A 13733-nucleotide genomic window follows, 5' to 3' on the forward strand; every position below is an offset into this window, starting at 1 on the left:
GGCCGTCGCTTCAATGGTGTAACCCTGAAGTATAGCCGCCATGGGCGGCGATCAATGGCCGCGCAGGTCGCGCGGGCGGAAGCCCATGGCCACCATGGCCACCGCATAGGTGGCGCCACCGCCGCCGACCAGCAGGCCCAGCGCGCCGATCCGCTGCCACACGCCCATGTTGCCGAAGGCCGGCAGCCAGTGCAGCAGGGCCAGCAGCACGGCCACCATGGCCACGCAGGCCAGCAGCAGGCGGGTCAGGTAGCCGCCCCAGCCCGGCCGGCGCTGGTAGACATCGGTCTTGCCCAGCCAGTACCAGAGCAGGCCCAGGTTCAGGTAGCTGGACAGCGCGCTGGCAATGCCCAGCGCCAGGTGCAGGCCCGGCTGCTTGCCGATGGCGGCCATCACCCCCTGCGCCTTCAGTTCGTCGGGCACCATCATCTGGTACAGCACGGCCAGCAGGGCGAAGTTGAACACCATGTTGGCCACCAGCGCGGCCACGCCGGCGCGCACCGGGGTCTTGGTGTCCTGGCGGGCGTAGAAGGCCGGCAGCACCACCTTCAGCAGGGCGAAGGCCGGCAGGCCGAAGCTCAGGCCGTACACCGACAGCGCGGTCATGCGGGTGTCGAAGGCGCTGAACTGGCCGTGCTGGAAGATGGTGGCGATCAGCGGTTCGGCCAGGAACAGCAGGCCCAGCATGGCCGGCACCGAGATCAGCAGGGTCATGCGCAGGCCCCAGTCCAGCGAGCGCGAGAAGCCTTCGCGGTCGGTGCTGACGTGGTGGCGGGCCAGGGCGGGCAGGATGACCGTACCCAGCGCCACGCCGAATACGCCCAGCGGCAGTTCCAGGAAGCGGTCGGCCAGCGACAGCCAGGACTGCGAGCCATCGGTCAGCTTGGCTGCGATCACGGTGTCCAGCAGCAGGTTGATCTGCGCCACCGACGAACCGAACAGGGTCGGCACCATCAGGGTCATCACCTTGCGCACGCCCGGGTGGCTCCAGCCCCAGCGCGGCAGGGTGAGCAGGTTGATGCCCTTCAGCGAGGGCAGCTGGAACAGCAGCTGCAGGATGCCGGCGGCCAGCACCGCCCAGCCCAGCGCCAGGATCTGCTTTTCCGGGGTGCCGCCCAGCCGCGGCGCCAGCCACAGCGCGCCAGCGATCATGCACAGGTTGAGGATGACCGGGGTCAGCGCCGGCATGGCGAAGCGCTGGAAGCTGTTCAGGGCACCACCGGCCAGAGCGGTGAGCGAGACGAACAGCAGGAAGGGGAAGGTCAGGCGGAACAGGTCGACCAGCAGGCCCTGCTTGACCGGGTCGGTATCCACGCCGCTGGAGAAGACCGAGGCCAGCTGCGGCGCGAAGATCAGCGCCAGCGCGGTGACCAGCATCAGCACCCCACCCAGGGTGCCGGCGGTGCGCGCCATCAGTTCGCGCAGCTCGGCGTGGCTGCGCGTTTCCTTCACTTCCGTGAACACCGGCACGAAAGCGGTGGCGAAGGAGCCCTCGGCGAACAGCCGGCGCAGGAAATTGGGTATCCTGAAGGCGACCCAGAAAGCATCAGTGATGGCGTTGGTGCCGAACGTGGTGGTCACCACGAAGTCCCGGACAAGTCCGAGAACGCGCGAGACCATGGTCATGCTGCTGAACGACAGCAGGCCCCGCAACAACTTGGGTGAACTCACTCAGCGTCCCTCTTGACAATCGACTTGACGTGCATTTCTTACGCCATCATACTAGCTAGCTTGCTGTTCCCATAACACCGATTTTTTCAGGAAACCACCACCGTGGCCAATATCAAGTCCGCCAAGAAGCGCGCCAAGCAGACCGTCGTGCGCAACGCGCGCAACGTGGCTCAGCGCTCGATGCTGCGCACCGCTGTCAAGAAAGTGATCAAGGCGCTGGACGCCAACGATGCCGCCGGCGCCGAAGCCGCCTTCGCCGTTGCCCAGCCGATCCTGGATCGCTTCAGCGCGCGTGGCCTGATCCACAAGAACAAGGCTGCTCGTCATAAGAGCCGCCTGAACGACCGCATCAAGGCCCTCAAGGCCGCCTGATCCGGCGTTGCCGCCCTGCCCTTCGGGGTTGGGCAGCAGACAAAAGCCCGGCCCCGGCCGGGTTTTTTGTTGCCTGCGATTCGACAGCGACGACGGGACACCCTGGGGTCAAATCCCTTTTCCTGCGCAAAAGGGATCTGACCCCAGCGTGCGCAGCCAAAAAAAAACCCGGCCGTAGCCGGGTTTTTCGCGCTGGACCAGATCGGCAACGTTACGCGTTGCGGGCCGCTTCCAGTTCATCTTCCTTCTGCCGATCGAAGAACGCCATGATGCGGCTCATGATCGGGAAGGTACCTTCGCGGCCCAGCGCGGAGACCAGGAACCACGGCTCCTTCCAGCCCAGCTCGGCCACGATCTGCTCGGCGGCCGCCTGCGCTTCGTCTTCGAACATCAGGTCGGCCTTGTTCAGCACCAGCCAGCGCGGCTTCTGCAGCAGCTCCGGATCGTGCTTTTCCAGTTCGCGCTCGATGGCACGCACCTGCTCGACCGGGGAAATGCCTTCCACGCCACCTTCCATGGGGGAAATGTCCACCAGGTGCAGCAGCAGGCGGGTGCGCTGCAGGTGGCGCAGGAACTGCGCGCCCAGGCCGGCGCCATCAGCCGCACCCTCGATCAGGCCGGGAATGTCGGCGATGACGAAGCTGCGGTAGTTTTCCACCTTCACCACACCCAGGTTCGGGTACAGCGTGGTGAACGGGTAATCGGCCACCTTCGGCGTCGCCGCCGAGACGGCGCGGATCAGGGTGCTCTTGCCGGCGTTGGGGAAGCCCAGCAGGCCCACGTCGGCCAGCAGCTTCAGCTCCAGCTTCAGCGTGCGCTCTTCACCCGGCTCGCCCGGCAGCGCCTGGCGCGGCGAGCGGTTGGTCGAGCTCTTGAAGTGCATGTTGCCCAGGCCACCGCGGCCGCCCTTGGCCACCAGCAGGCGGTCGCCGTGCTGGGTCAGGTCGCCGATGATTTCATCGGTCGCCACGTTGATGATCACGGTACCGACCGGCACGGTGATGGTCAGGTCTTCGCCGCCCTTGCCATAGGCCTGGCGGCCCATGCCGTTCTCGCCGCGCTGCGCCTTGAAGATGCGGTCGTGGCGGAAGTCGACCAGGGTGTTCAGGTTTTCGTCGGCACGGATGTACACGCTGCCACCCGCACCGCCGTCGCCGCCGTCCGGGCCGCCGAGCGGAATGAACTTCTCGCGACGGAAGCCAATGCAGCCGTTGCCGCCGTTGCCGGCGAACACTTCGATTTCTGCTTCGTCTACCAGTTTCATTGTTTCGATGCCTGCGATGGGCGCGGCCTGCGTGCCGCCGCCTTGAATGTCGTGCCAGGTACCACCCGGCAATCGGGCCATGCCCGTTTTACCACTGATTCCAACGAAAAGCCCCGCCGAAGCGGGGCTCTTCATGCAGCGTGCTCTTCATCCAGCACGGCCACGCCAAAGCATGGCCGGCGGATACAGCCTGATCAGGCTTCGACCGAGACGACGCTGACGGTGCGACGCTTCTTCGGGCCCTTCACCGAGAACTCCACCTTGCCGTCCGTCAGGGCGAACAGGGTGTGGTCACGGCCCAGGCCAACGCCGGTACCCGGGTGGAACTGGGTGCCGCGCTGACGCACGATGATGTTGCCGGCTTCGATGGCCTGGCCGCCAAAGATCTTGACGCCGAGGTACTTCGGGTTGGAGTCGCGACCGTTGCGCGAGGAGCCTACGCCCTTTTTATGTGCCATGACTGCTTCTCCTGATGCTTAGCCGGCGATGCCGGTGATCTCGATTTCGGTGTAGTACTGACGGTGACCCTGGCGCTTCATGTGGTGCTTGCGGCGACGGAACTTGATGATCCGGACCTTGTCAGCACGACCCTGGGACACGACCTTGGCGGTGACCGAAGCGCCGCTCAGGGCGTCGCCGATCTTGATACCGTCGCTGTCGCCCAGCAGCAGGATGTTGTCAAACTTGATCTCGCTGCCGACTTCGACTTCGAGCTTTTCGACGCGGAGCTTTTCGCCCTGCGCCACGCGGTATTGCTTACCGCCGGTGACCAGTACTGCGTACATGACCAGACTTCCTCTGTAGTTATTGTGGTCTATGGACTGCCGCCATCGAGGGCGGACAGGAGCGGGATTGTACGCAGATCAATGGGCACCGGTCAAGTCAACCCCCGGGGGACGGGGTCAGATCCCTTTTCACGGCGTGAAAAGGGATCTGACCCCTTCATAAAGCGTGGTCTCACAGGGTGAGACTCCCGGCTGGCATTGTCGCCCATTGCCCCCATCTGGTCACCTCGGTAGGCTGATTGATTGCCGCCGCATTCGACCTGCCCCCACAAACCGGATCCCCCATGGCGATGGATTTCATCCGCATCCGCGGTGCGCGGACGCACAACCTGAAGAACCTCGACCTCGACCTGCCCCGCGACAAGCTGATCGTGATCACCGGCCTGTCCGGCTCGGGCAAGTCCTCGCTGGCGTTCGACACGATCTATGCCGAAGGCCAGCGCCGCTACGTGGAATCGCTGTCGGCCTACGCCCGCCAGTTCCTGAGCGTGATGGAAAAGCCGGACCTGGACCACATCGAAGGTCTGTCCCCGGCCATTTCCATCGAGCAGAAGTCGACCTCGCACAACCCGCGTTCGACGGTCGGCACGATCACCGAAATCTACGACTACCTGCGCCTGCTGTATGCGCGGGTGGGCACCCCGCGCTGCCCCGACCACGGATATCCGCTGGAGGCACAGACAGTCAGCCAGATGGTGGACCAGGTGCTGACCCTGGACCCGGAGCAGCGCTACATGCTGCTGGCCCCGGTCATCCGCGACCGCAAGGGTGAGCATGCGCAGGTGTTCGACCAGCTGCGCGCGCAGGGCTTCGTGCGTGTGCGGGTGGACGGAGAACTGTACGAAATCGACGCGGTGCCGCCGTTGGCGCTGCGCCAGAAGCACACCATCGAAGCGGTGATCGATCGTTTCCGCCCGCGCGAGGACATCAAGCAACGCCTGGCCGAAAGCTTCGAAACCGCGCTGAAGCTGGGCGACGGCATGGCCTCGGTGCAGTCGCTGGACGCCGCCGACGCCATCCCGACCCTGTTCTCGTCCAAGTATTCCTGCCCGGTCTGCGATTACTCGCTGCCCGAACTGGAACCGCGCCTGTTCTCGTTCAACGCACCGATGGGCGCCTGCCCCGGCTGCGACGGCCTGGGCATGGCTGAATTCTTCGACCCGGCGCGCGTGGTGGTGCACCCGGAACTGTCGCTGGCCGCAGGCGCCGTGCGTGGCTGGGACCGCCGCAATGCGTACTACTTCCAGCTGATCGCCTCGCTGGCCAAGCACTACAAGTTCGACGTGGATGCGGCCTGGAACTCGCTGCCGGCCAAGGTGCAGCAGGCCGTGCTGTTCGGCAGTGGCGATGAGGCCATCACCTTCACCTACTTCACCGAAGCCGGTGGCCGCACCCAGCGCAAGCACCGCTTCGAGGGCATCATTCCCAACCTGGAACGCCGCTACAAGGAAACCGAATCGGCGGCGGTGCAGGAAGAGCTGGGCAAGTACATCAGCGAACACGCCTGCCCCGAATGCAACGGTGCGCGCCTGAACAAGGCCGCGCGCAACGTGTTCGTGGCCGACCGTCCGCTGCCGGAACTGGTGGTGCTGCCAATCGATGAAGCCCTGAAGTTCTTCAGCGAACTGAGCCTGCCGGGCTGGCGCGGCGAGATCGCGGCCAAGATCGTCAAGGAGATCGGCGAGCGCCTGGGCTTCCTGGTCGATGTGGGCCTGGATTACCTGACCCTGGAACGCAAGGCCGACACCCTGTCCGGCGGCGAAGCCCAGCGCATCCGCCTGGCCAGCCAGATCGGCGCCGGGCTGGTGGGCGTGATGTACGTGCTGGACGAGCCGTCCATCGGTCTGCACCAGCGCGACAACGAGCGCCTGCTGGGCACCCTCACCCGCCTGCGCGACCTGGGCAATACGGTGATCGTGGTCGAGCACGATGAGGATGCCATCCGCCTGGCCGACTACGTGCTGGATATCGGCCCGGGTGCGGGCGTGCATGGTGGCGAGATCGTCGGCCAGGGCACCCTGCAGGACATCCTGGACGCACCGCGTTCGCTGACCGGGCAGTACCTGTCGGGCAAGCGCGCGATCGAGATTCCGACACGCCGCCACGCGCCCAACCCGAAGACCACCCTGCACCTGCGCGGGGCCAGCGGCAACAACCTGAAGGGCGTAGACCTGGCCATTCCCGCCGGCCTGCTGACCTGCGTGACCGGTGTGTCCGGCTCGGGCAAGTCGACCCTGATCAACGACACCCTGTTCTCGCTGGCGGCCAACGAGATCAACGGCGCCTCGCATGCCGTGGCGCCGTACAAGGAAGTCGAGGGCCTGGACCTGTTCGACAAGGTGGTGGACATCGACCAGTCGCCGATCGGCCGCACCCCGCGCTCGAACCCGGCCACCTACACCGGTCTGTTCACCCCCCTGCGCGAACTGTTCGCCCAGGTGCCCGAAGCACGTGCGCGCGGCTATTCGCCGGGCCGTTTCAGCTTCAACGTGCGCGGCGGCCGCTGCGAGGCCTGCCAGGGCGATGGCCTGATCAAGGTGGAAATGCACTTCCTGCCGGACGTGTACGTGCCCTGCGATGTCTGCCACGGCAAGCGCTACAACCGCGAAACGCTGGAGATCGTCTACAAGGGCTACAACATCAACGACGTGCTGGAAATGACCGTCGAAGATGCCTTGAAGCTGTTCGAACCGGTGCCGTCGATCGCGCGCAAGCTGGAAACGCTGGTGGACGTGGGCCTGAGCTACATCAAGCTGGGCCAGAGCGCGACCACGCTGTCCGGCGGTGAAGCGCAGCGCGTGAAGCTGTCCAAGGAACTGTCGCGCCGCGATACCGGGCGCACCCTGTACATCCTGGACGAGCCGACCACCGGCCTGCACTTCCACGATATCGAAGCGCTGCTGGGCGTGCTGCACAAGCTGCGCGACGAGGGCAACACGGTGGTGGTGATCGAACACAACCTGGACGTGATCAAGACCGCCGACTGGATCGTCGATCTGGGCCCGGAAGGCGGCCACCGTGGCGGCACCATCCTGGTGACCGGCACGCCGGAAGACGTGGCGGCCTGCCCGCAGTCCTACACCGGCCACTTCCTGGAACGCATGCTGCCGTCCACCCGCGCACGGCCGCAGCAACCGGCGGCCGTGGCCAACAAGCCCGATGCGCGCCCGCCGCGCAAGGTGAAGCCCGAACCGCCGGCGAAGAAGGCCGCCGCCGCCAAGAGCAGCGGCAAGGCCAGCAAGACCGCCACTGCCAGCAAGAAGAAGAAGGACGCCTGATGAGCAGCGAACACAAGATCCTGGCCCGTATTCCGATCAGCGTGCGCTGGCGTGACATGGACAGCATGGGCCATGTGAACAACGCCAAGTACATTTCCTATCTGGAAGAGGCGCGCGTGCGCTGGATGCTGGGCGTGGACGGCGTGTCGATGACCGACCGCATCGCACCGGTGGTGGCCGCCACCAACGTGAACTACCGGCTGCCGATCGTGTGGCCCAACGACATCCTGGTGGAGCTGTTCGTGGAACGGCTGGGCAACAGCAGCGTGACCATCGGCCACCGCATCGTGGACCAGCAGGACGAATCGAAGCTGTATTCAGACGGCAACGTGGTGGTGGTGTGGATGGACACCCAGACCGGCAAGAGCGCCCCGCTACCGGACGCTATCCGCAGCGCATCGAGCTGATCCGCTGCTGTCAGATGCCGACCCTGGTCGGCGTTTGGCTCGCCGGGCATGGCCCGGCGCTACCGGATGCTGCGCTTCGTAGAGTCGAGCTTGCTCGACTGCTCTTGCCTGAATCAGTCGAGCAAGCTCGACTCTACGGTCTCACATCAAAGGACTGACATGATCCACCACACCGACCTGCACGACCTGCTGCCTGGCCTGGTGCCATTCCCCACCGAGGTGTTCGCCCGCGAACAGCCGTGGCTGGCCGGACACCTGCTGCCGTTGCTGCAGATCGACCTGGGCGTGCTGCGCCCTGAACTGGCCGGCCAGGCCGCCACCCTGCTGTGCCCGATCGAGCCGTATGAAGGCTGCATCGGTGACGACACCACCGCGCACCACAACGCCTTCACCGGCATCAACTGGATCGCCTTCGAACTGACGGCGGACAACCGCATGCGCTTCCTTGGCACCCAGGAATACTTCCTTGGTGAAACCGTCGAGGGTGAAGAGGCCCGCGCCCATAGTGTGGAAATGCGCGAGAGCCATGCCAAGGCGCATGCGCACTTCCTGCAGCACGGGCGCCTGGCCAGCTGCTCGCGCTACGGCAACGGCGAGCTGGACGAGCAGGCCTGGCTGCAGCAACTGGGCGGCCCGATCTGGTTCGGCAACTGGTCCGACTACGCCCCGCTGCCGGCGGCGTTCCAGCTGCAGGATCTGGCCGGTTACCGGCAGCGCGGCAGCCTGCGTTTCCGCAACGACAGCAGCCAGCTCCCCGACGATGGCCTGCTACTGACCCGCGACGGGAATCCGTTCTTCCATGTGGCCAGCGTACCTGCCAGCCACTGGTGCGCCGCCGGCGCCGATGCGATCGTGATGTTCTACGAACCGGCAAGCCGCACGGTGCTGTTCACGTTCGACTGGTCGTAGAACCCCGCCGGGCATGGCCCGGCGCAACGAGCGACGCGTTACGGCGCAGTCTTGCGCACGGTCAACGCCACACTGGCTTCGCCACCGCCCTGCAGCTGCAGCTGCAGCGGTACGACCTGGCCCTCTTTCAACGCACCCTTGCCCTGCATCAGCATCAGGTGCAGGCCACCGGGCTTGAGTTCGGCGCGCGCACCGGGGGCCAGCGCCAGGTGCTCGATTGCGCGCATGCGGCTGACGCCCTCCACGATCGTGGTTTCATGCATCGATACATCGGCAAACGCCGCGCTGCGCGCACCCACGATCACCACCGGCGTGCTGCAGCCGTTGTGGACTACGCCATAGCCGGCGGTCATGGCCATGGCCGGGGCGGGCGGCAGCCGCGCCCAGCCCTGTTCGACCGTCACGCAACCGGCCGCCGATGCTGCGCCCGCACACAGCCACAACAATACGCCAACGAATGGTTTGGTTATCATCGCCTCAGATTCCTGTCCGCAACGAGACCGCAGCATGACGACGCTCATCGAGGTGATCAACCATGGCCCCATCCGCGAACTGCGCCTGGCGCGGCCGCCGGTCAATGCGCTGGACACCGACCTGTGCCGGCAGTTGATCCATGCCATCGAGCAGGCCATGGCCGACGACGCGCACGGCATCGTGCTGTCAGGCAGCGAGCGTATCTTCACCGGCGGCATGGACGTGCCGCACCTGCTGTCCCATGGCGATGACAAGCACAAGCTGCTGGACAGCTGGAATGCCTTCTTCGGCGCGGTGCGCACGCTGGCCGAAAGCCGCATTCCGGTGGTGGCGGCCATTACCGGGCACGCCCCGGCCGGTGGCTGCGTGCTGGCGCTGTGCTGCGATTACCGGGTGATGGCACGCAGCGCCGATCCGGCGCGTCCCTACGCCATCGGCCTGAACGAGGTGCAGGTGGGCCTGGTGGCGCCGGAAGGCATCCAGCGCCTGCTGCGGCGCGCGGTGGGCCTGCACCGTTCGGCCATCCTGCTGAGCACCGGTGCCCTGGTGCCGGCCGAACAGGCACTGCAGATCGGCCTGGTGGACGAGCTGGCCGACGGCGATCTGGTGGTGGCCCGCGCCATTGCCTGGCTGCAGAACCTGCTGAAGCAGCCGCGCCAGCCGATGCTGCTGACCCGTGCCATCGCCCGCGCCGAACTGCACGAGGCCCTGCACCCGGATCTGATCCAGCTGGACCGCTTCGTCGAGGCCTGGTTCGCCGCCGATGCGCAGAACGCCCTGCAGGCGCTGGTGGCCCGGCTGGGCAAGTAACGCGCCGGGCTGCCGCCCGGCACCCGCAGACGCAACGTCAACGTCAACGTCAAAAGCCACTCTGCGCAGGGAGGCGAGGTGGGGCCGGTTGCGGGGGACGGCGCAAGTACGTCCATGTAGCCTCGGTCGCGCCATCCATGGCGCTCACGCCCCCGCAACCGGCCCCACCCCGCCTTCGACGATTGGCTGGTTGCCTGTGGTGTGCCCCGGCGTCAGAGCCCTTTCGCGGGGCGAAAGGGATCTGACCCCTGACCGGTATAATCAGCCCCTTCTTCACTGCTGTGGCCGCCCCCTTGAACGACACGCCCGAACCCGTCGTCTCCGAGCTGATCGACCTGCTCACCCTGGAGCGGCTGGAGGACAACCTGTTCCGCGGCCAGAGCCGCGACATCGGCACCAAGTACGTGTTCGGTGGGCAGGTGCTGGGCCAGGCACTGGCTGCGGCCCAGGCCACGGTGGACAACGGCCGCCACGTGCACTCCCTGCACGCCTACTTCCTGCGCGCCGGCAACATCGACCACCCCATCGTCTACGACGTGGACCGCACCCGCGACGGCGGCAGCTTCTCCGTGCGCAGGGTCACGGCCATCCAGCATGGCAAGGTGATCTTCTTCTGCGCGGCCTCGTTCCAGCAGGCCGAACAGGGTGCCGAACACCAGCACAAGATGCCCGAAGTGCCGCAGCCGGAAGACATCGAACCGAACCGCCCGCTGCCGCCGGAAGTGTTGGCGCGGCTGCCGATCAAGGTGCAGCGCTGGCTCTCGCGTGGCGGTCCGTTCGAGTTCCGCCATGTGTATCCGCGCGATGAACTGAACCCGCCCAAGCGCCCGCCCTACCACCAGGTGTGGCTGCGCCTGAGCGAACCGGTGGGCGATGCGCCGGAACTGCACCAGGCCCTGCTGGCCTATGCCTCCGATTTCCACCTGCTGGGCACGGCCACCTTCCCGCACGGCATCAGCTACTACCACCCGCACGTGCAGATGGCTTCGCTGGACCATGCCATCTGGTTCCACCGCCCGTTCCGCGCCGACGACTGGCTGCTGTATTCGCTGGACAGCCCCAGCGCGCAGGATTCGCGCGGGCTGGCGCGTGGCCAGTTCTTCACCCGCGATGGCGTGCTGGTGGCCAGCACCGCACAGGAAGGCCTGATCCGCGTGGTGCCCGACCAGGCTGCCGTTGCTGCCGTGCCGGCCAAGGAGTAAGACGATGCGTCAGATTTTCAGCAGCCAGCGCGTGGAAACCGTCGAAGGCGTGGCCGAGCTGCTGCGCAGCCACGGCATTGAAGTGAAGGTGACCAACGGCCGGTCGTACAAGACGCGCCGCCGTGGCCAGTTCAGCTATACCGACCTGGGCAATGCCCAGGCCTACCCGGCGGTGTGGATCGTGCGCGCCGACGACCAGCCGCGTGCGCGCGACATCCTGCGCGAGGCACGCCTGCTCGACACCACCCGCCGCGACCACCCCACCGCCGAATTCGCCTTCCGCGACGCGCCGCAGGAAGGCGGCAGCGGCCGTGGCTGGGCCTGGCGCATCCGCATCGGCCTGCTGGTGGTGATTGCCGCCGTGGCCCTGGTGATCGGCCTGCGCCACCGTGGCGCCCCCGCCCCCTCAACCCCTGCACCGGCTCCGCAGGCCCAGCCGCAGCCGGCCCCGCAGGCCGCGCCGGAAGAGGAAGAAGTGCGGGTCCGCATCCAGCCGTCAACGTAACGCGCGGGTAGCGCCGGGCCATGCCTGGCGAGCGCGGCGGCCTGACAGAAAAGCCGCCGGGCCACCCCCGGTCACACTTCGCGCGCGGCGGCGTCTTGGGACACAATCCCTGCAGGAGCCGCCGCCATGACGACGTTCGCCGCATCGATCGACCAGACCCTGGAACGCGAGCTGCCCGCCGCTGCCGGCGGCTGCCAGCACGCCTATGGCCGCATCGTGCTGGCCTGCCAGAACACCATCACTGCCATCGCCCTGGCCATCACCCGCGACCGCCAGGCCAGCGAGGACATCGCCCAGGAAGCGTTCGTGAAGGGCTGGCAGCAGCTGCACCAGCTGCGCAGCAGCACAAGTTTCCTGCCCTGGCTGCGGCAGATCACCCGCAACCTGGCGCGTGACTGGCTGCGCTCGCAGCGCGGCCGGCCGCTCACCGGCGAAGCCGCCGAAGTGGCACTGGGCATGGCCGCCGACCCCACCCCGGGCGCATCGGACCGGCTGCAGCGGCTGGAAGAAGAGATCGCCGCCGAAGACATCATTTCCGCCCTGCCCACCGACAGCCGTGAAGTGCTGCTGCTGTACTACCGCGAAGGACAGCGTACGCAGCAGGTGGCCGACCTGCTGGGACTGAGCGATGCGGCCGTGCGCAAGCGCCTGTCGCGCGCACGCGGCCAGGTACGCGACGGCCTGCTGCAGCGCTTCGGCGAATTCGCCCGCAGTAGTGCGCCCAGTGCGGCGTTCGCCACGGCCGTGGTGTCGATGGCGCTGGTGGCGGCCCCCGGTACCGCCAGCGCGGCGATCCTGCTGAGCGCCGGCGTCGGCATGGGGGGCAGCAAGCTGGGCCTGGGCGGGGCCAGCGTGGCCGGCGGCACTGCCATGGGCTCGGTCACCGCGGCGCTGGGCTACCTGCACATGATTCCGGCCAGCACCTGGGGCGCCTTCGCCGGTGGCGTGGCCGGCGGCGTGATCGGCAGCTACCTGGGCGGTCGTTTCCTGCTGTCCTACGCCAAGACCGATGCCGAGCGTGCGCAGGTCTGGCGCTTCGTGCGCATGAACACCTGGACCGCCATGGCCTGCTGCCTGTCGGTGCTGGCGGTGGTGCTGCTGCAGACCCCGACCTGGGTGCATCTGCTGGTGCTGGTGCTCGGCCTGGGCCTGGTGAACTACCAGTGCCTGGGGCCGCTGCAGCGGATCATGGCACCGCTGATCGCGCGCGATGCGGCGCGGCGTGGGCGCACTGGCACCAACTGGGTGTACGAATCGATGTACGGGCGTACCGGGGTCATCGCCATGAACATCATGGTGCTGGGCGTCGTGCTGTATGCCGTAGTCCATACCGGCGGCCGCTAGGCCCGTAACGCACGACGCCGGCAGTGCGCCGGCGTCGTGGTCGATCCGAACGCGGTGACTCAGCGCTGCGGCTTCGGTGCGTTGCCATCACGCGGGCCGCCGTGGCGCGGGCCATCGTGCATCGGGCCCTTGGCGGCATCGAACTCGGCCTTGCTCAGCTGGCCGTCCTTGTTGGTGTCGGCGGCGGCGAACCAGGCGTCACGATGCTGCTTCATGCGCAGCTCGCGGTCGGCCTTGTCCAGGTAGCCGTCCTTGTTCACGTCCATCTGGTCGAAGCGCGCGGCCAGGCGCGGGTCGGCTTTGGCTTCCTCGCGGCTGATGCGGCCATCCTTGTTCACGTCAAGCTTGGCCATCCAGTCGCCGTGGCCCCCACGACGGCCATGCTTCCAGCGCGGCAGCTCGTCACGCGACAGCTTGCCGTCCTTGTTCCTGTCCAGTTCGTCGAACTTCGCGGCCAGGCGCGGGTTGGCGGCGGCTTCACTGCGGTCGATGACGCCATCGCCATTGGTGTCCAGCTTGGCATGACGCTGCGCCGGGGCGTTCGGGTTGGCGGGGGTATCGGCGGCCAGGGCGATGCCGGTGGCGGAAGTGCCCAGCAGCAGGGCCAGCAGCAGGGGGGTACGGGTCATGGAGTCACTCCTGGTATGGGGATTGCGTCATTGCGTCGAGGTGATCACTTCACCCTCGGGAGACAACAACGCCCGGACGCACC

The 13733-nt window shown here is 66.9% G+C and carries 14 protein-coding genes; 8 read left to right on the plus strand and 6 right to left on the minus strand.

Going from position 1 to position 13733, the window contains the following annotated elements:
- Positions 1 to 51 precede the first annotated feature (51 nt).
- On the minus strand, positions 52 to 1656 hold the full coding sequence (gene murJ / locus RTY46_RS00885) for a murein biosynthesis integral membrane protein MurJ (protein WP_312706340.1): 1605 nt from the start codon (positions 1654 to 1656) through the stop codon (positions 52 to 54).
- A 117-nt stretch (positions 1657 to 1773) separates the two neighbouring features.
- Here murJ and rpsT point away from each other — a divergent pair, with 117 nt between their 5' ends.
- Positions 1774 to 2043, plus strand: a complete 270-nt coding sequence (gene rpsT / locus RTY46_RS00890) for a 30S ribosomal protein S20 (protein WP_005408560.1) — start codon at positions 1774 to 1776, stop codon at positions 2041 to 2043.
- Between the two features lie 211 nt (positions 2044 to 2254).
- On the opposite strand, the gene cgtA is transcribed toward rpsT, so the two are convergent.
- From cgtA to rplU, 3 genes are all read right to left on the minus strand, one after another.
- Positions 2255 to 3307, minus strand: a complete 1053-nt coding sequence (gene cgtA, locus RTY46_RS00895) for an Obg family GTPase CgtA (protein WP_312706219.1) — start codon at positions 3305 to 3307, stop codon at positions 2255 to 2257.
- Positions 3308 to 3501: 194 nt separating this feature from the next.
- Positions 3502 to 3765, minus strand: coding sequence for a 50S ribosomal protein L27 (gene rpmA / locus RTY46_RS00900; RefSeq protein WP_049467623.1), 264 nt, complete (start codon positions 3763 to 3765; stop codon positions 3502 to 3504).
- Positions 3766 to 3783: 18 nt separating this feature from the next.
- Positions 3784 to 4092, minus strand: coding sequence for a 50S ribosomal protein L21 (gene rplU / locus RTY46_RS00905; protein ID WP_108748943.1), 309 nt, complete (start codon positions 4090 to 4092; stop codon positions 3784 to 3786).
- A 284-nt stretch (positions 4093 to 4376) separates the two neighbouring features.
- Here rplU and uvrA point away from each other — a divergent pair, with 284 nt between their 5' ends.
- The 3 genes from uvrA to RTY46_RS00920 all read left to right on the plus strand — a co-directional run bounded on the left by uvrA (position 4377) and on the right by RTY46_RS00920 (position 8686).
- On the plus strand, positions 4377 to 7370 hold the full coding sequence (gene uvrA, locus RTY46_RS00910; protein WP_312706220.1) for an excinuclease ABC subunit UvrA: 2994 nt from the start codon (positions 4377 to 4379) through the stop codon (positions 7368 to 7370).
- A complete protein-coding gene (locus RTY46_RS00915) occupies positions 7370 to 7777 on the plus strand; it encodes a thioesterase family protein (RefSeq protein WP_108748941.1) in 408 nt (135 codons plus the stop codon). Before uvrA ends, RTY46_RS00915 begins: the two co-directional genes overlap by 1 nt.
- A gap of 159 nt (positions 7778 to 7936) precedes the next feature.
- Positions 7937 to 8686, plus strand: coding sequence for an enolase (locus RTY46_RS00920; protein WP_312706221.1), 750 nt, complete (start codon positions 7937 to 7939; stop codon positions 8684 to 8686).
- Positions 8687 to 8724: 38 nt separating this feature from the next.
- On the opposite strand, the gene RTY46_RS00925 is transcribed toward RTY46_RS00920, so the two are convergent.
- Positions 8725 to 9159, minus strand: coding sequence for a copper chaperone PCu(A)C (locus tag RTY46_RS00925; protein ID WP_312706222.1), 435 nt, complete (start codon positions 9157 to 9159; stop codon positions 8725 to 8727).
- A gap of 34 nt (positions 9160 to 9193) precedes the next feature.
- Here RTY46_RS00925 and RTY46_RS00930 point away from each other — a divergent pair, with 34 nt between their 5' ends.
- From RTY46_RS00930 to RTY46_RS00945, 4 genes are all read left to right on the plus strand, one after another.
- Positions 9194 to 9970: an enoyl-CoA hydratase/isomerase family protein gene (locus tag RTY46_RS00930; protein WP_312706223.1), complete on the plus strand. Its 777-nt coding sequence runs from the start codon at positions 9194 to 9196 to the stop codon at positions 9968 to 9970.
- A 293-nt stretch (positions 9971 to 10263) separates the two neighbouring features.
- Positions 10264 to 11172 (plus strand): acyl-CoA thioesterase II, encoded by a 909-nt coding sequence (tesB, locus tag RTY46_RS00935; protein ID WP_108748936.1) that lies wholly within the window; start codon positions 10264 to 10266, stop codon positions 11170 to 11172.
- A 4-nt stretch (positions 11173 to 11176) separates the two neighbouring features.
- Positions 11177 to 11677: a pathogenicity-like protein gene (locus RTY46_RS00940; protein WP_312706224.1), complete on the plus strand. Its 501-nt coding sequence runs from the start codon at positions 11177 to 11179 to the stop codon at positions 11675 to 11677.
- Between the two features lie 126 nt (positions 11678 to 11803).
- On the plus strand, positions 11804 to 13021 hold the full coding sequence (locus tag RTY46_RS00945) for a sigma-70 family RNA polymerase sigma factor (RefSeq protein ID WP_312706225.1): 1218 nt from the start codon (positions 11804 to 11806) through the stop codon (positions 13019 to 13021).
- Positions 13022 to 13080: 59 nt separating this feature from the next.
- On the opposite strand, the gene RTY46_RS00950 is transcribed toward RTY46_RS00945, so the two are convergent.
- Entirely contained in the window at positions 13081 to 13650 is a 570-nt protein-coding gene (locus tag RTY46_RS00950; protein WP_312706226.1) for an EF-hand domain-containing protein, read from the minus strand.
- Positions 13651 to 13733 lie beyond the last annotated feature (83 nt).

It is taken from the genome of Stenotrophomonas sp. (genome assembly GCF_032056425.1).
In the GTDB taxonomy this organism is placed as follows: domain Bacteria; phylum Pseudomonadota; class Gammaproteobacteria; order Xanthomonadales; family Xanthomonadaceae; genus Stenotrophomonas.

Excerpts from the sequence above, each read along its gene's own strand:
- cgtA (WP_312706219.1), bottom strand. The coding sequence starts at position 3,307 with ATGAAACTGGTAGACGAAGCAGAAATCGAAGTGTTCGCCGGCAACGGC.
- RTY46_RS00930 (WP_312706223.1), top strand. The coding sequence starts at position 9,194 with ATGACGACGCTCATCGAGGTGATCAACCATGGCCCCATCCGCGAACTG.
- uvrA (WP_312706220.1), top strand. The coding sequence starts at position 4,377 with ATGGCGATGGATTTCATCCGCATCCGCGGTGCGCGGACGCACAACCTG.
- RTY46_RS00925 (WP_312706222.1), bottom strand. The coding sequence starts at position 9,159 with ATGATAACCAAACCATTCGTTGGCGTATTGTTGTGGCTGTGTGCGGGC.
- RTY46_RS00945 (WP_312706225.1), top strand. The coding sequence starts at position 11,804 with ATGACGACGTTCGCCGCATCGATCGACCAGACCCTGGAACGCGAGCTG.
- RTY46_RS00920 (WP_312706221.1), top strand. The coding sequence starts at position 7,937 with ATGATCCACCACACCGACCTGCACGACCTGCTGCCTGGCCTGGTGCCA.
- rpmA (WP_049467623.1), bottom strand. The coding sequence starts at position 3,765 with ATGGCACATAAAAAGGGCGTAGGCTCCTCGCGCAACGGTCGCGACTCC.
- RTY46_RS00915 (WP_108748941.1), top strand. The coding sequence starts at position 7,370 with ATGAGCAGCGAACACAAGATCCTGGCCCGTATTCCGATCAGCGTGCGC.
- RTY46_RS00950 (WP_312706226.1), bottom strand. The coding sequence starts at position 13,650 with ATGACCCGTACCCCCCTGCTGCTGGCCCTGCTGCTGGGCACTTCCGCC.
- RTY46_RS00940 (WP_312706224.1), top strand. The coding sequence starts at position 11,177 with ATGCGTCAGATTTTCAGCAGCCAGCGCGTGGAAACCGTCGAAGGCGTG.
- rplU (WP_108748943.1), bottom strand. The coding sequence starts at position 4,092 with ATGTACGCAGTACTGGTCACCGGCGGTAAGCAATACCGCGTGGCGCAG.